Source organism: Cryobacterium sp. TMS1-13-1, assembly GCF_004403125.1.
GTDB lineage: Bacteria > Actinomycetota > Actinomycetes > Actinomycetales > Microbacteriaceae > Cryobacterium > Cryobacterium levicorallinum.
Map to the genome: position 1 here is coordinate 160,637 of NZ_SOGX01000004.1, position 25,808 is coordinate 186,444.

General features: G+C 63.8%; 26 protein-coding genes, 1 tRNA gene and 1 pseudogene. 18 read left to right on the forward strand and 10 right to left on the reverse strand.

Features of this window, described 5'->3' with window-relative positions:
• Positions 1–10: 10 nt before the first annotated feature.
• Positions 11–1,120 (reverse strand): ABC transporter permease, encoded by a 1,110-nt coding sequence (locus E3T31_RS02550; protein ID WP_241977529.1) that lies wholly within the window; start codon positions 1,118–1,120, stop codon positions 11–13.
• Positions 1,117–2,097: pseudogene (locus E3T31_RS18480) on the reverse strand (ABC transporter ATP-binding protein). Before E3T31_RS18480 ends, E3T31_RS02550 begins: the two are co-directional and overlap by 4 nt.
• Positions 2,098–2,190: 93 nt before the next feature.
• On the opposite strand from E3T31_RS18480, the gene hisS reads away from it, so the two are divergent.
• The 7 genes from hisS (at position 2,191) to E3T31_RS02590 (ending at position 9,196) form a co-directional block, all read left to right on the forward strand.
• Entirely contained in the window at positions 2,191–3,459 is a 1,269-nt protein-coding gene (gene hisS / locus E3T31_RS02560) for a histidine--tRNA ligase (protein WP_134467340.1), read from the forward strand.
• A 164-nt stretch (positions 3,460–3,623) separates the two neighbouring features.
• A complete protein-coding gene (gene eno / locus E3T31_RS02565) occupies positions 3,624–4,904 on the forward strand; it encodes a phosphopyruvate hydratase (protein WP_134467341.1) in 1,281 nt (426 codons plus the stop codon).
• A gap of 128 nt (positions 4,905–5,032) precedes the next feature.
• Complete coding sequence (locus E3T31_RS02570; RefSeq protein ID WP_241977531.1) at positions 5,033–5,659, forward strand: septum formation initiator family protein; 627 nt, start codon at positions 5,033–5,035, stop codon at positions 5,657–5,659.
• Positions 5,656–6,201: a DUF501 domain-containing protein gene (locus E3T31_RS02575; RefSeq protein ID WP_134467342.1), complete on the forward strand. Its 546-nt coding sequence runs from the start codon at positions 5,656–5,658 to the stop codon at positions 6,199–6,201. The genes E3T31_RS02570 and E3T31_RS02575 overlap by 4 nt, the downstream gene beginning before the upstream one ends.
• On the forward strand, positions 6,198–7,529 hold the full coding sequence (locus E3T31_RS02580) for a S8 family serine peptidase (RefSeq protein WP_134467343.1): 1,332 nt from the start codon (positions 6,198–6,200) through the stop codon (positions 7,527–7,529). The genes E3T31_RS02575 and E3T31_RS02580 overlap by 4 nt, the downstream gene beginning before the upstream one ends.
• A 22-nt stretch (positions 7,530–7,551) precedes the next feature.
• The gene (locus tag E3T31_RS02585; RefSeq protein WP_134467344.1) at positions 7,552–9,045 is read left to right on the forward strand and encodes an NAD(P)/FAD-dependent oxidoreductase; all 1,494 of its coding nucleotides are present in this window, start codon (positions 7,552–7,554) and stop codon (positions 9,043–9,045) included.
• A 74-nt stretch (positions 9,046–9,119) separates the two neighbouring features.
• Positions 9,120–9,196 (forward strand) — tRNA-Leu (locus tag E3T31_RS02590).
• A gap of 46 nt (positions 9,197–9,242) precedes the next feature.
• Here E3T31_RS02590 and E3T31_RS18610 read toward each other — a convergent pair.
• Positions 9,243–9,560 carry a tyrosine-type recombinase/integrase gene (locus tag E3T31_RS18610; protein WP_370304240.1) on the reverse strand — a complete coding sequence of 106 codons (318 nt, stop codon included), beginning with the start codon at positions 9,558–9,560 and terminating at the stop codon, positions 9,243–9,245.
• A gap of 1,382 nt (positions 9,561–10,942) precedes the next feature.
• Between E3T31_RS18610 and E3T31_RS02600 the strand changes: the two genes are divergently transcribed.
• Both E3T31_RS02600 and E3T31_RS02605 read left to right on the forward strand, forming a co-directional pair.
• Complete coding sequence (locus E3T31_RS02600; protein WP_134467346.1) at positions 10,943–11,224, forward strand: hypothetical protein; 282 nt, start codon at positions 10,943–10,945, stop codon at positions 11,222–11,224.
• A gap of 39 nt (positions 11,225–11,263) precedes the next feature.
• Positions 11,264–11,578, forward strand: coding sequence for a hypothetical protein (locus E3T31_RS02605; RefSeq protein ID WP_134467347.1), 315 nt, complete (start codon positions 11,264–11,266; stop codon positions 11,576–11,578).
• 255 nt (positions 11,579–11,833) lie between these two features.
• Here the strand turns inward: E3T31_RS02605 and E3T31_RS18175 are convergent, their stop codons facing one another.
• Complete coding sequence (locus tag E3T31_RS18175; protein WP_241977533.1) at positions 11,834–12,085, reverse strand: CatA-like O-acetyltransferase; 252 nt, start codon at positions 12,083–12,085, stop codon at positions 11,834–11,836.
• Complete coding sequence (locus E3T31_RS18180) at positions 12,066–12,242, reverse strand: CatA-like O-acetyltransferase (RefSeq protein WP_241977535.1); 177 nt, start codon at positions 12,240–12,242, stop codon at positions 12,066–12,068. Before E3T31_RS18180 ends, E3T31_RS18175 begins: the two co-directional genes overlap by 20 nt.
• Before the next feature lie 252 nt (positions 12,243–12,494).
• On the opposite strand from E3T31_RS18180, the gene E3T31_RS02615 reads away from it, so the two are divergent.
• Both E3T31_RS02615 and E3T31_RS02620 read left to right on the forward strand, forming a co-directional pair.
• Positions 12,495–13,022, forward strand: a complete 528-nt coding sequence (locus E3T31_RS02615; protein ID WP_198416961.1) for a VOC family protein — start codon at positions 12,495–12,497, stop codon at positions 13,020–13,022.
• 83 nt (positions 13,023–13,105) lie between these two features.
• Positions 13,106–13,585 (forward strand): GNAT family N-acetyltransferase, encoded by a 480-nt coding sequence (locus E3T31_RS02620; protein WP_134467348.1) that lies wholly within the window; start codon positions 13,106–13,108, stop codon positions 13,583–13,585.
• A gap of 872 nt (positions 13,586–14,457) precedes the next feature.
• On the opposite strand, the gene E3T31_RS02625 is transcribed toward E3T31_RS02620, so the two are convergent.
• Positions 14,458–15,054 carry a GNAT family N-acetyltransferase gene (locus E3T31_RS02625; protein ID WP_134467349.1) on the reverse strand — a complete coding sequence of 199 codons (597 nt, stop codon included), beginning with the start codon at positions 15,052–15,054 and terminating at the stop codon, positions 14,458–14,460.
• A 224-nt stretch (positions 15,055–15,278) separates the two neighbouring features.
• Between E3T31_RS02625 and E3T31_RS02630 the strand changes: the two genes are divergently transcribed.
• Positions 15,279–15,785: a GNAT family N-acetyltransferase gene (locus tag E3T31_RS02630; RefSeq protein WP_241977537.1), complete on the forward strand. Its 507-nt coding sequence runs from the start codon at positions 15,279–15,281 to the stop codon at positions 15,783–15,785.
• Between the two features lie 421 nt (positions 15,786–16,206).
• Positions 16,207–18,519 (forward strand): catalase/peroxidase HPI, encoded by a 2,313-nt coding sequence (gene katG / locus E3T31_RS02635; RefSeq protein ID WP_134467351.1) that lies wholly within the window; start codon positions 16,207–16,209, stop codon positions 18,517–18,519.
• A gap of 334 nt (positions 18,520–18,853) precedes the next feature.
• Here the strand turns inward: katG and E3T31_RS02640 are convergent, their stop codons facing one another.
• Positions 18,854–19,204, reverse strand: a complete 351-nt coding sequence (locus E3T31_RS02640; protein WP_241977539.1) for an N-acetyltransferase — start codon at positions 19,202–19,204, stop codon at positions 18,854–18,856.
• Between the two features lie 302 nt (positions 19,205–19,506).
• Positions 19,507–19,962 carry a TetR family transcriptional regulator gene (locus tag E3T31_RS18615; RefSeq protein WP_134467534.1) on the reverse strand — a complete coding sequence of 152 codons (456 nt, stop codon included), beginning with the start codon at positions 19,960–19,962 and terminating at the stop codon, positions 19,507–19,509.
• Here E3T31_RS18615 and E3T31_RS02650 point away from each other — a divergent pair.
• The 3 genes from E3T31_RS02650 (at position 19,943) to E3T31_RS02660 (ending at position 21,797) form a co-directional block, all read left to right on the forward strand.
• A complete protein-coding gene (locus tag E3T31_RS02650) occupies positions 19,943–20,335 on the forward strand; it encodes a VOC family protein (RefSeq protein WP_134467352.1) in 393 nt (130 codons plus the stop codon). The genes E3T31_RS18615 and E3T31_RS02650 overlap by 20 nt on opposite strands.
• A gap of 320 nt (positions 20,336–20,655) precedes the next feature.
• Entirely contained in the window at positions 20,656–21,048 is a 393-nt protein-coding gene (locus E3T31_RS02655; RefSeq protein WP_134467353.1) for a VOC family protein, read from the forward strand.
• A 113-nt stretch (positions 21,049–21,161) separates the two neighbouring features.
• Positions 21,162–21,797 (forward strand): hypothetical protein, encoded by a 636-nt coding sequence (locus E3T31_RS02660; RefSeq protein ID WP_134467354.1) that lies wholly within the window; start codon positions 21,162–21,164, stop codon positions 21,795–21,797.
• Positions 21,798–22,212: 415 nt separating this feature from the next.
• On the opposite strand, the gene E3T31_RS02665 is transcribed toward E3T31_RS02660, so the two are convergent.
• Together E3T31_RS02665 and E3T31_RS02670 are read right to left on the reverse strand one after the other, a co-directional pair.
• On the reverse strand, positions 22,213–23,499 hold the full coding sequence (locus E3T31_RS02665) for a Fic family protein (protein ID WP_241977541.1): 1,287 nt from the start codon (positions 23,497–23,499) through the stop codon (positions 22,213–22,215).
• A gap of 78 nt (positions 23,500–23,577) precedes the next feature.
• Positions 23,578–24,162 (reverse strand): recombinase family protein, encoded by a 585-nt coding sequence (locus E3T31_RS02670; protein ID WP_134467355.1) that lies wholly within the window; start codon positions 24,160–24,162, stop codon positions 23,578–23,580.
• A gap of 716 nt (positions 24,163–24,878) precedes the next feature.
• On the opposite strand from E3T31_RS02670, the gene E3T31_RS02675 reads away from it, so the two are divergent.
• The gene (locus tag E3T31_RS02675) at positions 24,879–25,415 is read left to right on the forward strand and encodes a DoxX family protein (RefSeq protein WP_134467356.1); all 537 of its coding nucleotides are present in this window, start codon (positions 24,879–24,881) and stop codon (positions 25,413–25,415) included.
• Complete coding sequence (locus tag E3T31_RS02680) at positions 25,412–25,807, forward strand: hypothetical protein (RefSeq protein ID WP_134467357.1); 396 nt, start codon at positions 25,412–25,414, stop codon at positions 25,805–25,807. The genes E3T31_RS02675 and E3T31_RS02680 overlap by 4 nt, the downstream gene beginning before the upstream one ends.
• Position 25,808 lies beyond the last annotated feature (1 nt).

The window sequence follows — 25,808 nt, forward strand, 5'->3', positions numbered from 1 at the left end:
GAACAGAGGGTTAGGCGATGCGGCTGCCGGCGGGGAGATGGGTCGCGGGGGTGCGCGTGCGGCGCCACGCCCAGAGCAGGGCGCCCGCGCCGAGCAGCAGGTGCATGGCGAGGCCGATGAACCAGCTCGGCACCGCGCCGTCGTAGGTCTGCTGTGCGGTCGGACCCCGGTCGAAGGCCTCACCGGAGAAGGCGCCGCTGTCGTTGCGGCTGCTCTGGGCGGCCTCGTCGCAGCCGTTGAACTCCGTGTACAACTCCGGCGGCGACTGGGCGCTGCGCACGCCGACGGCGATCTGGCCGAACAGGTCGGTCGGGTAGCCGGCGTCGTTGAAGCTGCCGGGGGCGGCATCCGCGACCACCACGTAGGGGTTCGCGGCGAGAATCCACCAGAAGTAGTCGAAGCGTGGCACGTTTTGGGTCGTCGTCTCGGCCGTGGAACAGACGATGTCCGACTGCTCGCCGGTGGCCTCGTCGAACGTCGACGACACCACGTAGTAGCTCACATTCGTCGCCTGCTGTTGGGTGGCGGTGCCGAGCAGCGCGAACGCGATGAGGGTGCCGAGGCTGAGCGCCGCGACGACCAGATAGGTCAGCACGATCGAAAACAGCGGCCGGGTCAGAATGCCGGAGAGTCCGACTCCGACGGCTGCAATGGCGCCGAGCTCGGTTGCGAGCACGAGCACCGACACGGCGATGGTGCCGAACGAGACTTCGCCGAGCACGACCGCGAAGATGAGAAACGGCAGCGCCGCCGCGAGAAAGGCGAGGGCCGTGATCCAGGCGGCAAGAAACTTGCCGAGCACGAGTTGCCCGGTGCTGATCAGCGTGACCTGCGTCGTGGCGAGGGTGCCGGCATCCCGATCGCCGTTGATGGCATTGCCCGACAGCGCCGGAGAGACCAGCGTGCCGAGCAGCAGCACGAAGAAGATGATGGTGGAGAACACGCCGCCGCCGCCGGCCAGCCAGGCCGAGGTCGCCAGCCAGAGCAGAAACGTGACCACGCCGACGAGCAGCATGAAGACGCCGAGCAACACGTACCACGAGGCTCCACGCACGCGCTGACGCAGTTCGAGGGTGACGATGAGCCAGAGCCCGGAGAAGTACACCCGTGAGTGGGTCATTTCGTCGCCTCCCCACCGGTCGACCGGGTGAGGTCCTGAAAGGTGTGTTCGAGGTTGCCGACGGCCGGCCCGAAATCGCAGACCGGAACCCCGCTCAGCACCAGATTGTGCAGCAGAGCAGCCGCCGACGCCTCGTTCTCCACCTGCACCAAAGTGCCGAGCTGGTCGACGCCGCGCACCGTGCCGAGCGCGCCGACCACTCCGGGAGTGGCGAGGGCGCGTTCCAGCGCCGCCTTATCCAGGGAACGGATGCGCCAGGATCTGGCACTCGCGCCCGCCGCGGCCACCTGCTCCGGGCTCGCCGTGCGTCCGGCGGCGAGGTACACCGCGGCATCCGCCATCTCGTCGAGTTCGGCGAGGACGTGACTCGACACCAAAATGGCGGTGCCGTCGCCGGCCAGGCGACGCAGCAGCTGGCGCAGTGACGCGCGCGCGGCCGGGTCGAGACCGGACGCCGGTTCGTCGAGCAGCAGCACGCCCGGAGAGTGCACGAGCGCCCGCGCCAGGCTCAGGCGTTGTTTCTGACCGCGGGACAGTACCCGCGAGGGTCGATCGGCAAAATCACCGAGGTCGGTCAGCGCGATCAGTTCGTCGGCGCGCACGGCGGCCTGCTCGCGGGTCATTCGGTACATGCGCCCGGTGGTCTGCAGGGCGGCACGGGCGGAGAGGCTCGGTCAGGAACCCAGGGCGTCCGGCATCCAGCCCGTGACGGCGCGCACCCGTTCGGGTTCGGTGACCGGGTCGTGCCCGTTGATGCGGATGCTGCCCGTCGACGGTGTGAGCAACGTGGCGAGCATGAGCAGCAGGGTCGTCTTGCCCGCGCCGTTCGGTCCGATCAACGCCGTCACCGACCCGGCCGGCACAACGAGCGACGCATTCACCACCGCCAGCACACTGCCAAATGACCGACTGACCCCGGTCACCGCGACGCCGCTCGACGTCACGTCCACTCCGCCGGAAACAGTCGCGACCGACATTCACACCCCCACTTGTTCCCCCGAGTCTAGGGCGCGGCCATTTTCAGGGGCGGGCGGTGAATCGCTTCCACGGCATGCTGAGAGAATTACTCCATGGCTATTGCAGTGACCCCGCCGCGCGGCATGCGCGATTTTCTCCCCGCCGACAAGGCCCTCCGCGAACGCTCGCTCGGCATTATTCGCGAGAGTTTTCGTGCGCATGGCTTCGACGAGATCGAAACCCCGGTCATGGAAGACTCCGCCCGCCTGCACTCCGGGCTCGGCGGCGACAACGAGAAACTCGCCTTCGCGGTGCTCAAGCGCGGGCTCAGCCCAGCGGATGTTGCGGCGGCGGCCGAGCAGGATGACCTTCTGTCGCTGGCCGACCTGGGCCTGCGGTTCGACCTGACGGTGCCGCTCGCCCGGTTTTACGCCACTCACCGTGCGAGCCTGCCGACCGTGTTCCGGTCGATTCAGATCGCACCGGTCTGGCGCGCGGAACGGCCGCAGAAGGGCCGCTACCGCCAGTTCATGCAGTGTGACATCGACATCATCGGTGAGGCCGGCGCGCTCGCCGAGATCGAACTGATCACCGCCACGGCCGCGACGCTCGATCTGCTCGGCCTCGAGGGCTGCTCCATTCGTATCAACGACCGCCGCATCCTCAGCGCCCTGCTCGCCCACTGGGGCGTCGCCGCCGAGCTGACCGAGCGGGCGCTGATCGTGATCGACAAGCTCGACAAGATCGGCGTCGACGGTGTCGCGGCCGAACTCGGTGCCCTCGGCATCGATGCGCCGGGCCTCGCCGCGCTGCTCACCGAGCTTGGCACCGGCGGCTGGGCCCTGGGCAACGGCTTGTTCGACGGCACTGTGCCGGCTTGGCTCGACCCGAAAGCCTTCGCCGACCTCGCCGCCCTGCGCGCCGCTCTCCCCGGCGTCGACCTGGTCTTCGACCCCACCCTGGTGCGCGGCATGGGCTATTACACCGGCACCATCTTCGAGATCTCGCACCCCTCCCTCGGCTATTCCCTCGGCGGCGGCGGCCGCTATGACGGCATGATCGGCCGGTTCCTCGGCACCGACGTGCCCGCCTGCGGATTCTCGATCGGCTTTGAACGCATCGTCGACCTGCTTGAAGCGGATGCCGCATCCGCTGATCTGGCGGTCGTGCTCGTGCACGACAAAGAGGCCGATCCGGCTCGACTGGTCGCTCTCAAGCGCGACCTGGTCGCCGACGGCCTGCGTGTCCGCCTCGAACGCCGCACCAAGAACCTCAAGGCGCTGCTCGACCGGGCCGGCGAGGCCGGCTACGGGAGGTTCGCGTTCGTGACCGCCGAAACTCAGACGGCCGGCGACCTCGACTTCAAACCGCTCGGCGCCTGACCAGGCCACCCGCGCCCGACCAGGCAACTCTGCGGCTTCGGCGAACGGCCGACGGGTTTGGTTAGACTGAATTCGCCTGGATCACCCGGCACACCCCTACCTTCATTCCGACCAGTACCCCGGCGCCCGACCAGGCGTCAATCCCGACAAAACAGGAGACAGTTGTGGCCCTAATTGAGGCAGTAGACGCACGCGAAATTCTCGACTCGCGAGGCAACCCGACCATCGAAGTCGAGGTTTTGCTCGGCGATGGAACGGTCAGCCGTGCCGCGGTGCCGTCCGGCGCGTCCACCGGCGTGTTCGAGGCTTATGAGCTGCGCGACGGCGACAAGGCCCGTTACCAGGGCAAGGGCGTGCTCAAGGCCGTCGAAGCCGTCATTGACGACCTCGGCCCCGCGGTCGAAGATATCGACGCGACCGACCAGCGCATTGTCGACCTCGTTCTGATCGAAGCCGACGGTACCGACAACAAGGAGCGCCTCGGCGCCAACGCCATCCTCGGCGTCAGCCTCGCCGTGGCCAAGGCCGCCGCGAGCTCGGCCGGACTGCCGTTGTTCCGCTACCTCGGCGGCCCGAACGCGCACACCCTCCCGGTGCCGCTCATGAACATCATCAACGGCGGATCGCACGCCGACAACGATGTGGACATCCAGGAATTCATGATCGTTCCGCTCGGTGCTGAGTCGTTCAGCGAGGCCCTACGCTGGGGCGTCGAGACCTACCACGCGCTCAAGGCCCTGCTGCAGTCCAAGGGTCTCTCCACCGGCCTCGGTGACGAGGGCGGCTTCGCCCCCAACCTGCCCAGCAACCGGGCAGCGCTCGACCTCATCGTCGAAGCGATCGAAAACGCCGGTTACGTTCCCGGCAAGGACATCGCCCTCGCCCTCGACGTCGCTGCGAGCGAATTCTTCAAGGACAGCAGCTACAACTTCGAGGGCAAGAAGCTTTCGGCCGAAGAGATGAGTGCCTACTACGCTGAGCTCGTTACCGACTACCCGCTCGTTTCGCTCGAAGACCCGCTCGAAGAAGACGATTGGGACGGCTACGTGCACCTCACGGCTGCGCTCGGCGACAAGGTGCAGATCGTCGGAGACGACCTGTTCGTGACCAACCCGGTGCGCCTGGCCAAGGGCCTTTCCCTCGCGGCTGCGAACTCCATTCTGGTCAAGGTCAACCAGATCGGCACCCTGACCGAGACAATGGATGCCGTCTCCCTGGCCCAGCGCGCCGGTTACACCGCGATCATCTCGCACCGCTCCGGCGAGACCGAGGACACCTTCATCGCCGACCTCGCCGTCGCAACGGATGCCGGCCAGATCAAGACCGGCGCCCCCGCCCGGAGCGAACGCGTCGCGAAGTACAACCAGCTGCTGCGCATCGAAGAGGAACTCGGCGAGGCCGCGGTCTACGCCGGTCGCACCGCGTTCCCCCGCTTCACCGCGTAGTAGGCACTCAGCAGCAATAGCACTATCGGGCCCTCGACCACCGATATTTCGGTTGGTCGGGGGCCCACAGCTTTCCCTTGGTACCATTTTTTACTGACAGACACGACCGACCAGTGAAAGGAGTTGTGATGGCGCCGAAGCGACCTCAGCAGACGCCGTCCCAGCCCCAGTCCCAGCCGGTGCAGTCCAAGCCGGGCAAGCGCCAGCAGGCCCAGCGGCAAACAGTACAGCGTGAACCAGCCCAGCGGCCACCCATGGTCTCGGAGACGGAAACGCCCGCCGGCGGCTGGCTGCGCGGCATCCGCTTTTCGGGATTCTCGTTGGTGATGATGGTGATTCTGGTGCTCGCCGTGGTGATTCTCGCGCCGAGCCTGCGTACCTACGCCGAGCAGCGGCAGCAGATCAGCAAGTTGAGCAGGGCCGTCGCCGATCAACAGGACGAGGTCGACCGCCTCACCAGCCAGCGTGAACGCTGGAACGACCGCACCTACGTCACAACGCAGGCGCGCGAGCGGTTGTTCTACGTACTGCCCGGCGACATCAGCTTTCTCGTCATCAACGATTTACCGGTCGTCGCCCCGCTTGAAGCGGATGCCGCGCCGGTGAGTACCAATATCCAAAGCACCAAGATTGATTGGCTGGGTTCCTTGTTCGCCTCCACCATGACCGCCGGCCTCGCCCCGCAAGCCGGAGCACCAGCGACATTAACACCCGCGACATCAACACCGGCGACACCGGAACCGGTGGCACCGTGACCCGGCCGCCGTTCGACCCGTTCACCGCGGCCGACATCGACCTCGTCTCGGCCCAGCTCGGACGACCGGCCCGCAACGTCGTCGGCATCGCCGCCCGCTGCGTCTGCGGCGCGCCGACCGTCGTGGCGACCGCACCGCGGCTCGCCGACGGCACCCCGTTCCCCACGTTGTATTACCTCTGCCACCCCGCGGCCACCGCAGCTATCTCCTCCCTCGAAGCCACCCAGGTCATGAACGAGTACAACGACCTGCTCGCCGACGATGCGGACGTGCGCGCGGCCTACCAGACTGCGCACGAGAGCTTTCTGTTCGACCGCGACCAGCTCGGAAGCGTGCCGGAAATCGCTGGCATCTCCTCCGGCGGCATGCCGAACCGGGTGAAATGCCTGCACGCCCTGGCCGCCCACTCGCTGGCGGCCGGACCCGGCGTCAATCCGGTCGGCGACCTCGCGCTGGAACGCGCCACCTGGTCGCCCACGGTCTGCGAGTGTCTGGACTACTCCGCGGCGCCGATCGACGAATCCGGGGCGGCCCTGGCGTGACCGCGACTACGCACCGGGTCAGCGCTCGTCGGGTCAGCGCGGGCGTCGCGCTCGCGCTGGCCACGGCGCTGTTCGGCGGTACCGTGGCCGGTTCCGTCGTGCTCGACGCGCCCGCCGCGCACGCCGATCAGATTCGCGACCTGCAGTATTGGCTCGCCGATTATGGCTTCACCGAAGCGTGGAACACCACGCGCGGCGCCGGCGTCACGGTCGCGGTCATCGACTCTGGAGTCAACGGCAACGTGGCCGAGCTGACCGGCGCGGTCGTCGGGGGAACGGATGTTTCCGGGCTCGGCTCCGCAAACGGTCAAACCCCGGTCGCCGGCGACGATGATGAGGGCGAGCACGGCACCCTGGTCGCCTCGCTTCTGGCCGGACGCGGCACTGGCGACGGTACCGGACTGATCGGCGTGGCGCCTGAGGCATCCATTTTGGCGGTGTCGGTCGGGTTTGGCAGCAGTCGTTCTGCCGTGAGCAACGACGACCAGATCGCGCAGGGCATCCGTTGGGCCGTCGACAATGGGGCGGACGTCATCAATATGTCCCTCACCCGCAATACGTTGTACTGGCCGGAGAGCTGGGATGACGCATTTCTCTATGCTTTCGAAAATGATGTCGTCGTTGTGGCCGCCGCCGGCAACCGGGGGAGCGGAACCACCGAAGTCGGGGCTCCCGCGACGATTCCCGGCGTACTGACGGTCGCCGGCGTTGACCGCGAAAAATCGGCGAGCTTCGATGCCTCCTCGCAAGGCATCACCATTGCCGTCGCTGCGCCCAGCGAGAAGCTCGTCGGGGTGACGCCCGATTCGACCTATGTACAGTGGGACGGCACGAGTGCCGCGACGCCGATCGTGTCCGGGCTCGTTGCCCTGGTGCGGGCGGCCTATCCGAAGCTCGACGCTGCGGGAGTCATGAACCGGGTCATCGCGACCGCGAACGCCAACGGGCAGAGCGTGCCGAGCCCCATCTATGGCAACGGCCTGATCGATGCCGCTGCCGCCGTCACCCGCTATGTCGCTCCGGCGACAGAGGCCACTCCGAGCGAGTTGCTCACGGAGTGGATCACGCTGCACCGGCGGGCTCAGATTGACGTGGTTCCGACCGAGACTCCCGTTGCGGAGGCTCCGGCTGCGGTCGATGAAGACCCGGCGCTGCCGGTGCAAAATGTGCTCACGGCGTGGCTCCCGAACCAGCTGACACTGACCTATATCAGTCTGCCGCTCGCTGTACTCGTAGGGTTTGGTATCCTAGTAACGCTGGTGGGCATTGGGGCCACTCGGTACATCAAGCGAATTCGGCGCAACCCCAAAGATTTCGCACAATCATAATCCTGTAGGAGGCCTTCTCATCGTGCCCAAAATTCTCATTGTTGGTGGCGGCTACGCCGGTTTTTACACGGCGTGGAAGCTCGAGAAGTGGCTACGATCCGGTGAAGCCGAGGTCACTATGGTCGACCCGCTGCCCTACATGACGTACCAGCCTTTCCTGCCGGAGGTCGCTGCCGGATCCATCGAACCGCGTCACGCGGTCGTGTCGCACCGTCGCCACCTCAAGAAGACTAACGTCATCTCCGCCAAGGTCACGCACGTGAACCACGCCGAGAAGACCGCCACGATCACCCCGCCGACCGGCGAGCCGTACGAGTTCAAGTACGACATCATCGTGGTCACCGCCGGTGCGGTGTCGCGCACGTTCCCGATTCCGGGCGTCGCCGACCAGGCCATCGGACTCAAGACCATCGAAGAAGCCGTCGCCATTCGCGACCGCGTTTTGACCAACTTCGACAAGGCGGCAGCCCTTCCGGCCGGCCCCGAGCGTGAGCGCCTGCTCACGTTCGTTGTGGTCGGTGGCGGTTTCGCCGGCATCGAGGTGTTTGCCGAGCTGCGCTCGTTCGCGACCTCGCTGCTCACCCTGTACCCCGAGATCAGCTTCGAGGACACCAACTTTCACCTCATCGAAGCCATGGGCCGCATCATGCCCGAGGTCTCGCTCAAGACAAGCCTCTGGGTCATCGACAACCTCGCCGGTCGCGGTGCCCAGATTCACCTCGACACCCAGTTGACCAGCGCGGTCGACGGAAAGATCGAGCTCTCCACTGGAGAGACCTTCGAAACCGACCTCATCATCTGGACCGCCGGCGTTATGGCGAACCCGACGATCGTGCGCCACACCGACCTTCCCATCGAAGAGCGCGGTCGCCTGCAGGTTCGTGCCGACCTGCGCGTCGGAACCGAAGACGACATCATCGCCGACGCCTGGGGCGCCGGCGATGTGAGCTGTGTCCCCGACCTGAGTGGTGGCGGCGTCGGCGGCAACTGCGTGCCGAACGCCCAGCACGCTGTGCGCCAGGGCAAGCTGCTCGCCAAGAACATCGTTGCCGTGCTGCGCGACGAGGCACCGGTGCAGTACTTCCACAAGAACATGGGCGCCGTTGCCGGCCTTGGCGTTGGAGTCGGTGTCTTCCAGAGCGGCAACCTGGCCATCACGGGCATGCCGGCCTGGTTCGCCCACCGTGGCTACCACGGCCTCGCCATGCCGAGCTGGGAGCGCAAGCTGCGCGTCGTCTGGGGCTGGGTCAACAACGTTTTCCTCGGCCGCGACGTGGTGTCGTTGATCGCCACCGAGAACCCGCGTGCCGTGTTCGAAGAGTTCGTTTCGCGTCCCAAGCCGCCGGCACCTGCTGCTGCGCCCGCTGCAGCCCCCGCGGCCAAGGCTCCGGCGGCCCCGCGTGCGCCCCGTGCGCCGCGCAAGCCCACGGTCAAGGCTGCTGCAGCCGAAGCTGCTTCGGCCACCACGGCACCCGCTGCGCAGAAGGCGGCCGCCGAGGCATCCGCTTCAAAGTAGCTGTTTCGATAGGTGCTGCCGGGCGATCGCATCGCTCGGCAGCACCTATGCTGGAATCGCCCGTTACCGGGCACGCCCCCATAGCCCAATTGGCAGAGGCAGACGACTTAAAATCGTCACAGTCTGGGTTCAAGTCCCAGTGGGGGCACCACGAATATATCCGTGCTGATCTGGGTTTTAACTTGGTGACGGGTGCCTCAGGTGCCCCGTTTGCCCACACTTGAAATCATCCGGGCCTGATCGAGGGCCACTGCGACGCTGTCCAGATCGTCGTCGAAGAGGTCCGCGTACACGTCGAGGGTCCTCGCGGCCGAGGCGTGGCCGAGCATCCGCTGTAGCGCTTTGACGTTCGCGCCGGCGGACACGGCCAGGCTCGCGGCGGTGTGCCGGAGGTCGTGGGGCGTGACGCGTGGGAAGGTCGGATCGACCTCCCGGGCACGTTTGAGGGCGTAGACCAGCCAGCCGTCCCGAGTCGACGGCGTGCGCTGGTGCGATAGCCCGTTGCTGAACAGGATCTGGTCGGGGTCTTATCGGCGCAGAGCAGCGCCAATCGCTCCGTCAGGAACGGGGGAAACGGAACCGTGCGTGCCTCGTGCGACTTGGGCGTGCCGAGCAAAATCTTACCGCCGACCCGCACGGCGTTCTCCCGTACCGCCAGACGCCTCCGGACGAGGTCCACGTCTCGCACTCGCAACCCGGTCACCTCACCCCAGCGCAAGCCGGTGTAGGCGAGGGTCAGTATGACTGTGCCGTGCGTCGTCGCCGAGGTTGCGAGCAGGTCGACCTGCTCGTGCGAGAGATACGTGTGCGGTTTCTTCTTCTTGCGGGGGAGAGTCACCCCGCGCGCGCTGTTGACCAGGATGCGGCGGTCCTTGACCTCCACGTCGAGAATCGCTGCGAGCACGCCGTAGGCGCGGATGATGTGGGTGGCGCTGCGTGCACCGGGCGAGGGATGCAGGGTTATCGCTGTGCCGGCACCGAGTTGTGACACCCAGGTCTGCACCTCGCTGTGCTGGATGCGGCCGATCTCCGCGGCGCCCCAGCGCGGGGCGACGTAGAGCCGCCAGGCGATTTCGATGGGCTCATAGGCTGAGGGCTTGAGATGCGTCTGAGAAGACAGCCATGTACGTCCCAAGGCGCCGATGGTGGCAAGGGCCGCCGATTCCTCGATGTACTCGCCGCGACTCTTGGACACCCCGGTGGAAGCGAGGAACAGCTGGGCGGAGCGCTTGGTCTTGAAGCCGCGCTTGTCGGTCTGGCTGTGATCTGGTTGGCGGTAACGCACACGGTATCTCTTTTCCGCGGCCGTCTCATACGCTGAAATCGTTCCCATGACCTCACCTCGTAGCGCTCGCCGTCGTTGATCGCGACGAGCCGGAATTGCTGGTCTTAGCGGTGGCGCTTTGTTCGATCTCAGCGGTACGCAGAACGGAGTTCTGGCTGCTGCGATCAAGCGATTGGTTGGAGGCCGACGTCATCGGCAGCGCGGGGCTCGCCCGCGACGATTGGACGCTGTCCTGGACCTCGTCGGCGGCAATTCGGCGCCGTGCACGAAGCGCACGGGTGCCTGCCTATTCGTTTGCCTAGTCACCGAGCGCGAATAGGTTAACGACGGGGAAAGAGAAGAGAAAAGTTGAAGAAGAAGAGAAGACAAGAGCAAGAACAAAACAAGGAACTGAGAAGAGAAATGAAGCAAGAAATCAGAGGCAAAGACGCGAGATAACCAGCGATGTAGAGCAAGAACCAGGAGACGGAGCCGAGCCGAGAATGCAACCGGGGCGGTCAATCGAGATAGTCAGTGCTCGCATAGGGCCGGTGTGCCAAGTACGCGATAACCAGCTGTGCGATCGATCGGTGTGTCGGCCCAAAGTAAGTGTCAGTGGTCAACTGCAGAATTATGGTGCAGATCACCGAACGTGATGAGGCGATGGTGCAATGGCTCGATGTTGTCCGGTTGGTCGACGTGGAAGCCGTGCGATGGGCGCTCGGCGCGTTCGCGGGAGCCGGCCAGCCGCTGAGTTTGCGGCGGGCCCAACTGTGGGTGGCGAGCATGTCCGCCATCGGCTGGCTGGACCGATCCGGGCCGACCTATCGGGACGGATCCATCGTCTGGTCGGCCCGCTTGGCGATCGGCAAGCCGCCGCCAAGCCTGTTTCGGCAGACCACCCGGCACGAGTAGCGTGTAGCGACTCGGGACGGCATCGTTGAGCTGGTTGAGGTGGAGCTGACGCCGAAGTCGTGGCAGCGGTACCAGAAGATCGTGACCAACCACGGCTACCGTCTCGTGCACGAGGGCGTCGACCGGGTCGTGTACTTCTGCACGGCCGACGCGCATCGTGCCATCACCCGCGAAGCGGACCGACGGCTCGTCCGCACCGAACGCCCACGGTTGGTCTCGTACCCGTGTCTCGACGCCCGCGGCATCTGGATCGGCCCCAATCTCGACGCTGGCGACCTCGCCGTTCAGCGCGGGGCCGCGACGCAACTCGACGGACCCGGTGAGTGGAACAGCTCTGCCGGAACCCGCACCTGACTTATCGGGGGAAGGACAGCCGACGTCAGGACCGGCCGAAGTGCCTCGAGCTACGCTTGGCCGTTGCCGATGGCCGTCATTCACTAGGTACGGATCGAAGTCCCGGGCAAGGAATTAGCAGCGATATTTCTGCCCCGGTTAGCCCCCCTTCACCGGGCATTTTCTCGGGCGGGGCTTACGGGAATGAAGATCCTAGCCTTCATATGGCCCTCCGCGGAACACGACCGCGGGTTGTTCCGTCCTGGTCGAGGTCCGTTATTCGGAGAGCCACGTCGGGTCGGAAAAGAGTGCCTGCAGCTCTTGAACAAGGCGAGCCGTATGGAAACCGTCAGCGGCCGCATGGTGCACCTGAATGGCGACAGGCATCACGGTTCGCCCCCCGGTCTCCCGGTACCGGCCCAGGGTGAATATCGGTAAAAGATGCTTCCAGCCGTCGCGTATCTGAAGACTGAACCCGGTGAACGACGTCCACGAGACGCTTGATATGTCAAAAACATTTGCGGGCATATCTGATTGCGGCTGGAACGACGCGGAGCTCCGCCACCATCTCTGTGACGTCGAGTTCAGCCGTGATGGCGTAGCTGCACTCGACGCGCGTGAGGTAGTGCTCGAAGTGCTCCCGCCGAGGCCACTTGTCCAGATCGATCGCGCTCGTTTCTGTCATGCCCTCGAGCCTAAGGCGGGCACCCAGCCCCATCAGCCAGCAGCAGTGAGCGTTCCCGAACGCCACTCCCTCGAGACTTCGGAACTTCAGCGAATTGCTGCCGACTCTGCGTCCGTCGAGGTCCGCTTTCCGGAGACCGCTCGCGACCGGCGGGCAGCAGTCCATCGGGCACCCTGATGCTGATCACGGGCGCTTTTGAGGGATCAAGCCGCGACACATCCGCTCGGTCGCTCGGAGCGTAAGGTGGACCGAATGATGCCAACACCAATCCTTGTCCCGGCATCGGCCACGTCCCCTGGGGACCAAGAAGTCTCGCTTCAAGCCGAAATCGTTGCAGACGCGGACAGCACGCCAGGTCCAGGTCTGGTCCCGGAGCTACTGATCACCTCTCTCGAGGCGAGCCTGGATTTCTGGTGCCGTTTGTGCGGATTCGAGGTGCTCTACGACCGCCCCGACGAAGGGTTTGCCTACATCACTCGCGGCACGGCGCACATCATGCTCGAGCAAAGTGGATCGGGACGGAACTGGATCCCCGCCCCGCTGGAACAGCCTCTCGGCCGCGGGATCAACTTCCAGATCACTGTGGCATCGATACAACCACTGTTACGTGCTCTTGAGGGCGGGAGCTGGGCACTCTTCATGGAGCCGGAGACGAAGTGGTACCGGACCGGCACGACCGAGGCGGGCGTAGCCCAGTTCCTGGTGCAAGACCCGGATGGATACTTGATCCGATTCCAAGCGTCTCTGGGCCGCAGGCTCGCCGGGCCCGGCACCCGCTAACAGCAGCCGGACGCCGCTCTGTAGGAGCAGGCTCACGCTTGGACGGTGGCTTGAGAACTACTGTGGAAGGCATGACTCCAGCGATGCCGATCCTTGTCTCTGCGACATCACCGACGTCCGCTGAAGCCAAGGACGTGTCAATTCGGTACTACGAGGACATTGTGAGTCGCTACCACGGGCGACCCGCCTCTCGACAGGAGACCCTGGACGCCCAGGCCGGATACCCCAGTGATGACCTGGTCGCACCACTGGGTATCCTTCTGCTGGCCCGCCAAGGAGCCATCGTTCTCGGCTGTGCCGGAATGCGGGTACGGCCCGGCGACATTGGCGAGGTGACCAGAGTCTTCGTGGAACCGGCGGCACGGGGTAAGGGCGTCGGACGCCGGCTCATGAAGGAACTAGAACGCAAATCCCGCGAACTAGGACTCCATGCGTTGCGGTTGGACACACGAACGGACCTCGTCGAAGCGAGAAGCCTGTACGCGTCCCTTGGCTACATCGAAGGGGAAGCGCACAATACGGACCCATACGCGAACCACTGGTTCCGGAAGGAACTGGGCTGACGCCCGATTCCTGACGCCCAGCGAAGGACTTGGCTGGTTGATGGTGCCCGGTTAACGTTCCACGTACGGGCAACTCGCACAGCGAATCGACTTGAGCGGAATCACGCTTCAACGCGCCTGCTGGACGCCCGGCTTACGGGCAGTTTCTGGATCTTAGGCCGTACCTTGCGAGGAATCGTTAGTGTCAACCTTGTGAGTAAAGTCCAACGATGCATTCTCCTTCTTGCTCTGGCGGTCGCGCTGTGGCTTTTAGGCGGCGCTCTCATCCTGTTTGCAGAAGAGCTTGTCGTTCGTATTCTCGGAGTGGCTTCTTTCGCCGTAGCGGTTCCAGTGGCAATCGCTGGTGGCCGTGGCTTACGCGATCGTCAGTGACTGTTCCCCGACTGGGAATACAGACGTATCAAGCTCTGGCTTTGGGGATGTATGCGCGAACGACAGCAACGGCAATGAGGACGACCACCACGGCTGCGGTCGTCGGGATGACGTACATTGCGCCGAAACCTATGACCGCTGGCCAAACCGGCTCAGGACCATTCAAGCTGCTCCAGCTTTCCCCGCGAGCCGTGCCAAAAGCCGTGTAGCCGATTACTCCTAGGAGCGCGATAATTGCCAGTCCGAGCGTCATGGTCGCGCCCGTTATCCAACGTTTCATGTCTTTCCCCCAGGTCGTTTGTACGCAACGGTTGCACGGATCTGGCGACGCAAGCGTCACCCCACGCTGTCCGATCGATCGATCGCGGCACCGCGGATAGGCGTCCGGAGGAACGGCCCTCGTTATGTTGGGCTCGGTTTGTCGTCTGGTGCGACAGCGCCCCGCAAGACGTTCGACTTGCGGGCGCTTTGTGGCCCGAGCTGCCTTGCATGCGGGACTTCTACTCGAGACCGTCTGCGTCGAGGTGCTCAGACCTGATGATCGACATCGTGAGGGTGTCGACGTACTCGCCGTCGAATCTGTGCGCATCGCGCCGCCTGCCCTCGAGTGCGGTGCCACTGCGTTCATACACGTGCTGGGCACGGGGATTGAAAGCGAAGACCTCAAGCTCGATGCGGTGCAGCGTCGTGGTTCGGAACGCATGCCCGATGATGAGCCGTGTTGCCTCGGTACCGAGCCCGAGGTCACGCCCCGCAGGGCCGATGAGAATGCGAAAGCTGCAGCTGTCATTCTCCGGGCTGAGTTCATTCAGCACCACTTCACCCACGCAAGCCGACGACGCCTGCTCGATGATCGCGAGATCCAGACGATCGGGTTGCTCGGCTCTCGTCTCATACCACTGGAGCGTTGCCGAGTCGAGGATGGCTGCACGACCGTGCGCTTCGGCTGTGGTGTGAACGCTTCCCGTGAGAGTGAGCACTTCGGGGTCGGCAAGGATGGTGCCCATGGCATCAATGTCTCCGGCCTCGAACGAGCGCAATACAACGCGCTCTCCCACGAGAGTGGACTTATCGGCAAAGAATCCTGCAGGGGCCATTCGCCCATCATGCACGACCATTGCCGCCATTCGTGTCTAACTTGGCACGCCACCGATCCGTTGCCTCTGCTGACAGCGCTGAATGCCACGCCGCTTGATGTCCGAACAGGTTCCCAAATGACACGGCGTCGAGGCCGGCGATCGTGGCGTGGATCTGTCGCAGTAATGGTCCGGCTTACGGCACCCTTCGTCAAGCTACATTCGGAGTCATGTGGAGGACTTTTGTGCGACAGGGGACGGCCGACGACCTGGAGTTTCTTGAAGCGATCGAGAATGAAGCAGATGCGCTGTTCGCGACCGTGTTCTCGATAGTCGACTGGCGGCCTGCTCCTTCCTATACGACGCCCTCACTGCAGAGTGGCTTCATCCTCGTAGCCAGCGAAAATCCGGGATCGGACCCGATCGGGTTTGCCCATGTCCTCGAAGTCCCTGGCAGCAGTCATCTCGAGCAGCTGTCGGTCATGCCGTCGGCGGCACACCGCGGGCATGGGCGCGCGCTCGTCGAGGCAGTCAAGAGCGAATCACGACTGCGCGGATGCAAACGGGTTACCTTGCGAACGTTCACGGACGTTCCATGGAATGCGCCCTTCTACTTGAGCTGTGGTTTCATCGAGCGTGATCCCAATTCTGATTTTCTTCGTGATCTGTCAGCGGCAGAGCAACAGCGAGGACTTGGGTACGGCCGGCGTATTCAAATGAACTTCGACCTGACTGATGAGCTGCCCCGATAACCGTTCCCCACTAGGAGCCTCTGGCGGGGGTGCTCCCAGGTCACCGCGAGCGGAACACGATTCGCGGAAATCAGGCTCTCGACAGCCCCATCCTCCGGCGTCGGTTTCACCGGGCTTCGCACCGCCCGCACCGCAGCAATCGGCGCAGGGCTTTATTTGGTTTGGCCGTCGTGCGCTCGGCCACCGCACCACCGCCGTCTAGAAGTCAGTCACTTTCTTGGCATGCCACGCACACCTTGCGGGAATACGATCTCTCTATCGGGCTTCCCGTCACGTCGGCAGCCCGCGACGCACCGCCTCACAGCAGCGTCGAAGCATCGCTGCACCACAGATTGACACCGCTGCGATGCGGCGGCTAATCGTTAAATTGTGACCCCGACGACACCGTTTCTCATCCAGCTAAAGCACACAGGGAGCATCAATGAGCACTGACGACCAGACCAACACATGCAGTTTCCACATGAGCGGTGCGCTGCCAGCAGGTGGCGACCACCTCGGTGGCACCTTCGGTCAGTCGCCGACCCTGGACAGTTGGTACCCGCAGCGTCTCCGGGTTGAGCTTCTCCACCGGAACGGCGTAGACGCCGACCCGCTCGGCGCGGACTTCGACTACGCGGCGGCTTTCGCCACGATCGACCTCACGACGCTCAAGTCGGACATCAAGCGACTGCTCACCACATCGGTCGACTGGTGGCCGGCGGACTACGGCAACTACGGTCCACAGATGATCCGAATGGCGTGGCATGCCGCCGGCACGTACCGAATTGCCGACGGCCGTGGCGGAGCGGGCACCGCGATGCAGCGGTTCGCACCAATCGGAAGCTGGTGGGACAACGGCAACACCGACAAATCACGACGACTCCTACAGCCGATCAAGCACCAGTACGGCAACGCTCTGTCGTGGGCCGACCTGATGGTCCTGACCGGCAACTGCTCCCTCGAGTTGATGGGCCTGCCGACGTACGGCTTCGGTGGTGGACGACTCGATGCGTGGGAACCGGACGACGGCACCTGGTGGGGCCCGGAGGTCTGGAACCCGCACGCGGTCGCGAGCCCTGACGAGATGGTGAGCCGCGACGAACGCTGGCATGGTCAGAACGGCGACGCGGGCTACGACTTGCAGAGCCCCCTGGCCGCGTCGCACCAGGCGCTCATCTACGTCAACCCTGAGGGGCCCTATTCGAACGGCGACCCGCTGGGCTCAGCACGCGACATTCGCATCACGTTCACGCGGATGGCGATGAACGACGAGGAAACGGTGGCATTGATCGCCGGTGGTCACGCGTTCGGTAAGAGCCACGGCCAGGTACCCGCATCCGACATCGGACCATCACCCGAGAAAGCCCCGATCGAGTCGATGGGGCTCGGTTGGCACAACCCGGTGGGTACCGGCAGTGCCGAGCACACTTCGACCAACGGCATCGAGGGCAGCTGGACTCCGAACCCGACACAGTGGGACAACACCTACCTCGAGAACCTGTTCGCGTACGACTACGAGCAGACGAAAAGCCCGGCCGGCGCGCTGCAGTGGACACCGACTGACCCGGAGGCGCCGAAGACTCCGGACGCCCACGTACCCGGTCAGATGAACCCGCTCATGATGATGACCTCGGACATCGCACTCAAGGTCGACCCGGAGTATCGGGCCATATGCGAGCGTTTCCTGGCCGACTTCGATCTGTTCACCCTCGCGTTCTCGAAGGCCTGGTACAAGCTCACGCACCGCGACATGGGGCCGAAGCACCGGTACCTCGGCCCGGAGGTCACCATCGCCGACGACCTGCTCTGGCAGGACCCGCTCCCGGACGCAGCAGGATACTCACTCGACGAGGCCGACGTGGCAGCGCTCAAGGAAGCCGTCCTCGCGACCGGGCTGTCCGTGTCCGACCTCGTCTACACGGCGTTCTCCGCCGCCTCGACCTACCGCGACAGCGACAAGCGCGGAGGGGCGAACGGTGCCCGCCTGGCCTTGTCGCCGCAGAAAGACTGGGCGGTCAACCGACGCACCGTCCCAGTCATCGACGTGCTGCGGAACGTGCAGGCGGCTTTCACGGCGACGTCGGGCGGACGGAAGGTGTCTCTCGCCGACCTCATCGTCCTCGCCGGCAGCGCCGCCGTGGAGCAGGCGGCACGGGCGGCAGGATCTGACGCCAGCGTGCCGTTTACGCCAGGCCGTGTCGACACGACGCAGGAGTTGACCGACATCGAGATGTTCGAGTGGCTGCGACCCATTGCGGACGGGTTCCGCAACTTCGTGTCCGAGCGCTTCGAAGAGTTTGCTCCGGGCGTCGCACCCGAGGCGGCATTCCTCGACAAGGCGAACCTGTTCACTCTCACCGCACCGGAGTGGACCGTCCTGCACGCCGGGCTCCGCGTGCTCGGCAGCAACTGGGACGGGTCCGACGTGGGTGTGCTCACGGATCACGTCGGAGCCCTGACGACCGACTTCCTCGTGAATCTGACCGACACCGACCTCATCTGGACGAAGGACGACGCGACCGCGATGACCTTCACTGGTCGGTTTCAGGCGACCGGCGAGGCTCGCTGGAGGGCCTCCCGGAATGACCTGGTATTCGGCTCGAACGCGCAACTGCGGTCGATCGCCGACGTCTACGCGGGCAGCGACGGGCAAGAGCGGTTCGTCCGCGAATTCATCCGCGTCTGGTCGAAGGTCATGATGCTCGACCGCTACGACGTCAATGGCCACAAGCGTTACGGGGCGATGGCCGCCTGACCCTCCACGCCGTCGAGGCCTTGACCGAACGACGCTTGAGGCCGCGAGCCGAACGTTGCACGGATTGATCAGGCTGGGGACGGCCAAGGAACCTCCGCGGGCCGCACGTGGTCGACCACACTCGCACCTCGACGGCCTGCGAGGGTGGACGGGCCGCTATGCCCTGGAAGCCGTTGCCCCCACTCGTAGAGACGCCGGCCGGATTTGCTTTGGCCTCGGGTCACGAGAGGGTGCCGCTGATGTTCTCTGTGGCGGCTCGTAAGGCCTGAGCCTTCCGGGGTCATGTCCCGCTGAGGAATGCGCGTGACCGGTAGAGGTTGCGCTTTCGGAAGGCTCAGCCGAGCTTCTTGAGCATCTTCAACGAAGTTGTTTCGTAGCCGAGTGATTCGTAGAGACCGCGGGCGCCGGTGTTGAATGCGAAGACGCTCAGGCCGAGGGTATGCGCGCCTTGTATGCGGGCATACTCTTGGCCGAGGAGCATCGCGGCCCTCCCGAAACCCTGGCCACGTTGGTCGGCATTGATGACAATGTCCCAGACCCACCACGCACCCGGGTCGGCGCTGACATCCTGGCCGATCCAGAGATACCCCACAGGCTCACCCGCCTCACTCATGACGTGAAAGATCTCATTGCCAGGGCCCAGAGCACCGTCCGGAAATGAGCGAAGCGTGCTCTCGACCGCCATGAGCCGAGCTTGTTCTGGCTATGCGCCCTGGACAACCAAGTCGTCGATGTACTCGGTGCAGCTGCGGTCCAGCCATGATGGGAATTCGCTGGTGAGGATTCGCTGAAGGGTGGCGGTCATTTCATGATTTTTCCAGAAGTGCGCAGAAGAGCCATTCAGTGGCGTTTGTGTACCACGGCGCAACCGGCGCTCGAACCGTCCGAAATAGCATTCATCGTCGCACCGAACAGTGCCGCTGCATCCGCCTTCGCGCCCGGAAAGGGTCCGGCTTACGGAACGGGCGTGGGGCGGTTGTCATACGATCAGGATCCTCCACGCCATTGGCTTTTCCTCTGAAGAAGCGCTTCCATGAGGATCCACATCAACGGGGGCAGGGCCGCTGGCGTGAAGAGTCCGAGAAGAGAGGGGGCACGAATCAACCAAGCGCTTCGATGCGGGGAGCTTGGCGCGCTGACGGATCTACCAGCTGGCGCAGCCGCTCGAGGGTCGCGGACGCGGTCGACGCCGGCTCGATCACCTGGGCGGCGAAGAGTGCGTCCGCCTTCTCGCCGGCAGCGCGAGCTGCAGCTCCTCCTTGAACCAAAGTGGCCGAACAGGACGCTCTTGCTCATCCCCACGGCGTCGGCCAGTCTCGCGATCGAGAGCCCGCCGATTCCCTCGACGGTTGCGAGACGAACGATCGTAGGGTTGATGTACGCACGAACGATCGTGCTTATTGGAATCCAGGAGGAACCATCGATGACGATTTTCCCACCCATCGCCCATGTGGCGCTCACGGTACGAGACCTTGAGGTGAGCGTCCCCTGGTACACGGAGTTGTTCGGGGAACAGCCAGTGCTCGATGAGGACACCGGGCCCTTCCGCCACGTCGTCTGGATGGTGAGCGGCACCCTCGTCGGGCTGCACCAGTTCCCCGACTCGGACGTGACGACGCCGTTCAGCGAGCGCCGTGCGGGCTTGGATCACGTCGCATTCGGCGTCGCGGACCGGTCCGAGCTGCAGCTTTGGGCGACGCGCCTGGACCAGCTCGGCGTCAGCCACGACACCATCAAGGACGCCGGATACGGGTCATGCCTGTCCTTCCGCGATCCCGACGGGCTGCCGCTAGAGTTCTTCGCGCCGCCGGCCTGAGAAGGAGCAGCACCGCCTTGGTTGAGCGTCCGGGGATAGGACCGGACGCTCAATCAAGGGCACGCACGAGTGAAACCAGCGACTCTGTCGCTGGATGGCCGATCAGCCGGACCGGACAACGCTATCGGCCGCGCAGATCATGGCATAGAGTCCCTTTGACCGATCGTGTCACACGGTTGCTGCATCAGCTTGACAGAGTCATTTTCCTCTAGCGGATATTTTTTGGAACCAGGACCAGCGTCAGTGATCGCAGGCTCGGGTGTCTTGGTGGACGTTCCCTTGCGGGAAAAGACCCTCAAGGCTCGTGGAACGATAGCGATATGGCAATTGGTGTGCATCACATTGAGATTTGGGTCGCAGACCTGGACAGCGCTCGCATGTCCTGGGGCTGGCTTCTCGTGGAACTCGGATGGTCCGTCGACCAGGAGTGGGACAATGGAACCTCCTGGCGATGCGGGGACGTCTACCTCGTGACCACGCGACCGCCAGCCCTCTCTGGTGGCGTACACGACCGAAGGCTGCCGGGAATCAACCACCTCGCGCTTCATGGAGGATCCGAGGCCGACGTTGACCGCATCCTGGGTGCAGCAGCGGTCAACGGCTGGAAATCGCTGTACGCGGATCGCTACCCCCACGCTGGAGGCCCCGACCACTATGCCGCGTATCTTGCAAATGAAGCAGGCTTCAAGGTCGAAGTTGTGGGCGAACCCTGAGCACCAACGCATTCCCACTCAGGGTTCGGCAACGCGACCAGGGGACAGTTCGAAGATGCCGCACGTAGCATCTATGCTGACTATCCGGAGATTCGCGACGCATAGGGGCTAGGTTGAACGAGTTCGTCTCGCTGGGAATGAAGCGCAACCGTGGCTGGCCGTGGCCAGACTCGTCATACGGCCTGGGCCCGATGTTTGGTGAGGACGGGTGGTGTCGCGACTGCGGGATGCCCCTGCGCGAGCAGCAAGGCTCGCTCACCCTCGAGCGCAAGGGCATGGCCACGATCTCGGGCGCGTGGGTGCCGTACGGGCGGTACGACACCATCTGCCTCGAGCAGTCGCTCGCCGACGAGGCCGCCGCACGCTTCACGCTTGACCTCCGGCCGGTGGAATGGCGCGGGTTCCCACCGGGGAGTGCACAGCAAATCGTGATTCCGACCGTCGGCACCCAGTGGTTCGACGCTGACGAGCTTCGTACCGCGGCGATTGCGCGCCACGGCTCGGCCGGGGCACGGTGCCCAGGCTGCAACCGGTGGAGATGGATGCCGGTCCCCGTTGCGCTCCTTCCACCGTTTCGCATCGAGCCACCCCTCGGCGATGTCGACATTGCGGCGAGCCCTGAGTGGTTCGGGGACGGCTGGAACAACTTCCGAAAGGTCCTTGTCCGCAGGGAACTCGCCGAGTTGCTCGCCGAGGCAAGTCCTCGCGACTTCGATTTTGCCGAAGTCAAGATGGCTTCCCCCCGCTGAAGGAGTTCCGGGAGAACCTCGCGCTGGTTCTGAGTTGACCGAATTCGTCGCGCAGTTCAATGTAGCGAAACGCGAGTTGCCGCAAGGCGAGCTCGCCGCTCGTGTGTGTATCTCCAAAGCTGGTTGCCATTGCGGGCGCTCTCGTTTCGCCGAAGAGAGGGCCACTGGTGCAGGAAAGCGACCGCACCCAAGAGCAGGATCTAGAAGAGGATCACCCACCGAAGCCTCGGCTCAGCTTCGCGCGACGTTGTCGACATGCCGAAAAACTAGACGCCCACGACGGCCAATCCAACAGGGTGGGCAAGGAGATCGAAACATTCGCAAAAGGTTCCCGATGAGGGTTCCCCTATGAGGTATTGCGCGCCCCGACCCCCGGCTCTGCATGTTGTCCCCAACCGGCGACGCGGAACACCGGCTATCGGCGCCTCTTCGCCCGGGCGCCAAATTCGTCAAGGACCCGAACGACGTCTTTGGCGAGCCAGATTCGATTTCGCCGTCCATCGGTAATTTGAGTCAGGATGTCAGCGTCAACTAGCCGGTCGATGGCGACCTGAGCGTTGACGGTCGAGACGCCAAGCTCAGCCGCGGCTGCGGCCGCTCCGATCACGGGCTGACGAAGCAAAACGCCTACGAGTCGATGGACCGCCGAGTCTCGTCTTGCGTTGATGCGCCCGCGCCAGTCGACCTGCACAGTTTCTAGATCCAATACGAGGATGCGTCCGTTGTGCACAGCGGCGAACGATGCCTCCGCGATGGAGCGTATTATCGGGGCAATATCCCCGGACCGGTATGCGTTGAGGGACTCGAAATACTGACTGGTGTCGTGGAGGAGCCCCGCGGAAACCGGAACGGCCACATTGTGAGTGAGCTTCCCGGCGCGCAGCATCGCCTGAATAAGAGCGCGACCGACCCTTCCGTTGCCGTCAGGGAACGGGTGAATTGTTTCGAATTGAGCGTGAGCGATCGCGGTCTGAGCGAGCAAAGGAAGGTCGTCGCGGCTGGCGAAGGCGACAAGATCGTCCATGAGCTCGGAGACTCGATCGTGATGCGGCGGCACAAACTGTGCGGTGTGGGGCCCTAGGTTCCCGCCTCCGATCCAGACCTGTTGGTCACGCCAGTGACCGACGATGTCCGGATTGCTGTGCTCGAGGAGTGCGCGATGCATTTCCAGGATGGCGCGTCCATCGATGGACTCGGACAGTGCCAGGGCCGCTTGCATTGCTCGGACGTTGCCGACGATAAGTTGTGCGTTCTTCGAAGCATTCTCACCGAGCTCCGCCAGCGCGATCTGGCGTGCTCCGCTCGTGAGATTCTCAATCTCTGAGCTGGAGGCACTCTCCGTACGCAGAAGAATGGATGCGAACGGTGCCGCGATTTGTCCGACTTCGGCATCGAAGCGGGCAAGCTCACTGGCGGCCTCTTCGGTCAGCGCGTGGAGCTCGCTACTCAGCGGGATATCGAGATCGGCAATGAATGTGGGCACCGACGCCAAGTACGGCCCGGATGCCAGACGCTTCTGCGTTCGTGAACCATAGTCGTCTTGGACGCTGCGCCAGGGCCGTTCCTCGTAACCGATCGGCACCCAGTGTGAATTTCCGTCAAACGTGACCATGGAATGATCATACCAATGCTTGGCGGTAGATCCATAGTTATGTGCGCGTCCTATTCTGACTTCCCCCGCACCCCAGATGTAAAGACGCAAGCGCAATTGTTCCTCCAGCGGGGGTTCCCGTTGCCGGACCAGCGAATCCGGCCACGAGATTTCGATTGAGGACTCCTCTCAATGGCCCGATTCGAACTGACGTTGGATAGTGCGATAAACGGTCGAGCGCGCGACGTTGAAAAGCTCCGCCAATTCCGCGCTGGAATGTAGGCCGGCGTTGTGTACTTCGATCAAGTGTTTCTGCTGCGCCACCGACAGTTTGGGCTGCTTACCGCGAAGGCGCCCTTTTGCTTTGGCCACCTGCATTCCTTCCCGCGTTCTCGCGCGGATCAGGTCCGACTCGAATTCAGCGACCATCGCCAGTACGTTGAAGAGGAGACGCCCGACCGGGTCGTTCGGATCGTGTACCGCTCCGCCGATGCTCAGTTTGACGTCTTTGGCTGTCAGTTCGTCGATGATGTCTTTAGCATCCCTGAGTGACCGTGCGAGTCTGTCGAGTTTGGCCACGACGAGGGTGTCTCCAGAACGGCAGGCGGCCAGCGCTTCGCGAAGCCCCGGCCGGGCCCGGTTCGTTCCGGTCAGACCATGGTCGGTGTAGATCAGTGATGATCTAACGCCCAGTCGTTCTAGGGCATTTTGTTGGGCGGTGAGATCTTGCTCATCTGTGGAAACGCGAGCGTATCCAATCAGTAATCCATCCATGGCGAAACAATCCCGCTTTGAGGAGAGCGGGTCAATAATCGTCCCAGTCACCGTCCGGCTTGCGGACGCTCAGCTCCCAATCGAAGGAGGCTAGGGAACTGGTCGGCTGGAAGGGTCACGACCGACACCGTTTCGTGAATCTCAGCTCTTATTTGTCGTGCGGTGACGGCCGACGGTTCCCCCTGCGGAAGGCCAGGCGAAGTCGCCATTCCTCTCTGGCCTTGATGACGTCCGTAGTTACCGAGATAACCAATGCGGTGACGGCGATCACTTCAAGTGCGGTGGTGATGGGCGATCGTTTCATCTATTGCTCACTCTTCAGGTATCGCAGCACGGCGCTGCTTTGCTGGTCAGACGCGATTTTCGTACCCGGAACCCTGCCGCAGTCCGCCGCGACAAGGGGCACCTGAGCATCTGACTCCCTCGTAGCTATGAATATTTCTCTACGATGTGTCGGTTATCAGAATAGAGGGCTGGTGTTGGCGTAACTGACTCGTTGACGTGCCCCATGGTGGTTCCCCAAGAGACGAAGCGCGGTGTAGCCCTGGACATCTGGCGCACGTCGCTGGTGATTAGGCACGGGGTGCGGCACTTTCGATGAGCGAGACCGGGACGGATTTTGCCCGGACGATCCGGTTGCACTTCTTCGTTTCTCATATTCCCGTCATTGCGGTCTGGTCACCATACCGTTTGAATGCTAGTGAGGAAAGGCGCCCATGTCGCGAGCCAGTGCTGCCACGGTCGTTCCGCTTCCCGTCGCCCGCGCGAACCGGATCATGATCGCGGTGCTTCGCTGCGGCGTGGCGCTCATGTGGATCCAGAATGTCGCGTGGAAGGTCCCTCCTGACTTTGGCCGGGCACAAGAGAATGGTCTTTATTTCTGGGCGAGCCAGGCGGTCGCTCATCCCGTGCTGCCGCCGTACTCCGCATTCGTCAAAGCCGTCGTGCTGCCGAATCTTGAAGTCTTCGGATGGTTCACCCTCCTCGTTGAAGGCGGACTCGGGGCCTTTCTGCTCATCGGCCTCGCCACGCGTTTCTGGGCTATTGTCGGCATCGGACAAACCGTAGCAATCACGCTTTCAGTACTCTTCGCGCCGCACGAATGGCAGTGGTCCTACTACCTCATGGCACTCGCTCACCTCGCGATCTTCGCCACCGCGGCTGGGCAAAGCTATGGAGTCGACGGTGTGTTGCGACTGCGCTGGGCACAGTCCCCAGGGCGTGCAGCGCGACTGATGATGAGGCTCTCATGAGGCAAAATCCAGTCAGCTCGAGTGCCTTCGACCACGCCGGGGTCTTTCTCGGAATAGCCTCGATTGGGTTTGCCATGTTTGTGTTCGGCGCCCAGCTTCCCTCGGAATTCGACTTCGTGCACATCGGGGTGGCGGGCGCCATCGTGCTTGTTGTGAGCGGCGCACTCGCCGTCGCCGGTGGCATGATGCGGCGCCCCGCGATCTATGCTGCCGCTGGCGCCCTACTGACCGTGGCCGCTCTCGTACAACTCATAGGGCTCGCATTGTCGGTCAGGCCTCTGGGGGGCGACGCCTCGACCATGTCGGTCACGGGCGGACTTGGCATCGGGCTTCTCACGGTCGGCCTCTCTGCCCGTTCGCTTATCCGCATCCAAAATTCCGACGAGAGGTAGG

Coding starts and splice junctions, on each gene's coding strand:
- E3T31_RS02550 (WP_241977529.1), bottom strand. CDS start 1,120: ATGACCCACTCACGGGTGTACTTCTCCGGGCTCTGGCTCATCGTCACC.
- hisS (WP_134467340.1), top strand. CDS start 2,191: ATGGCTATTGCAGTGACCCCGCCGCGCGGCATGCGCGATTTTCTCCCC.
- E3T31_RS02570 (WP_241977531.1), top strand. CDS start 5,033: ATGGCGCCGAAGCGACCTCAGCAGACGCCGTCCCAGCCCCAGTCCCAG.
- E3T31_RS02600 (WP_134467346.1), top strand. CDS start 10,943: ATGGTGCAGATCACCGAACGTGATGAGGCGATGGTGCAATGGCTCGAT.
- E3T31_RS18175 (WP_241977533.1), bottom strand. CDS start 12,085: ATGCCCGCAAATGTTTTTGACATATCAAGCGTCTCGTGGACGTCGTTC.
- E3T31_RS18180 (WP_241977535.1), bottom strand. CDS start 12,242: ATGACAGAAACGAGCGCGATCGATCTGGACAAGTGGCCTCGGCGGGAG.
- E3T31_RS02615 (WP_198416961.1), top strand. CDS start 12,495: ATGATGCCAACACCAATCCTTGTCCCGGCATCGGCCACGTCCCCTGGG.
- E3T31_RS02620 (WP_134467348.1), top strand. CDS start 13,106: ATGCCGATCCTTGTCTCTGCGACATCACCGACGTCCGCTGAAGCCAAG.
- E3T31_RS02625 (WP_134467349.1), bottom strand. CDS start 15,054: ATGGCCCCTGCAGGATTCTTTGCCGATAAGTCCACTCTCGTGGGAGAG.
- katG (WP_134467351.1), top strand. CDS start 16,207: ATGAGCACTGACGACCAGACCAACACATGCAGTTTCCACATGAGCGGT.
- E3T31_RS02640 (WP_241977539.1), bottom strand. CDS start 19,204: ATGGCGGTCGAGAGCACGCTTCGCTCATTTCCGGACGGTGCTCTGGGC.
- E3T31_RS02650 (WP_134467352.1), top strand. CDS start 19,943: ATGACGATTTTCCCACCCATCGCCCATGTGGCGCTCACGGTACGAGAC.
- E3T31_RS18615 (WP_134467534.1), bottom strand. CDS start 19,962: ATGGGTGGGAAAATCGTCATCGATGGTTCCTCCTGGATTCCAATAAGC.
- E3T31_RS02655 (WP_134467353.1), top strand. CDS start 20,656: ATGGCAATTGGTGTGCATCACATTGAGATTTGGGTCGCAGACCTGGAC.
- E3T31_RS02670 (WP_134467355.1), bottom strand. CDS start 24,162: ATGGATGGATTACTGATTGGATACGCTCGCGTTTCCACAGATGAGCAA.
- E3T31_RS02675 (WP_134467356.1), top strand. CDS start 24,879: ATGTCGCGAGCCAGTGCTGCCACGGTCGTTCCGCTTCCCGTCGCCCGC.
- E3T31_RS02680 (WP_134467357.1), top strand. CDS start 25,412: ATGAGGCAAAATCCAGTCAGCTCGAGTGCCTTCGACCACGCCGGGGTC.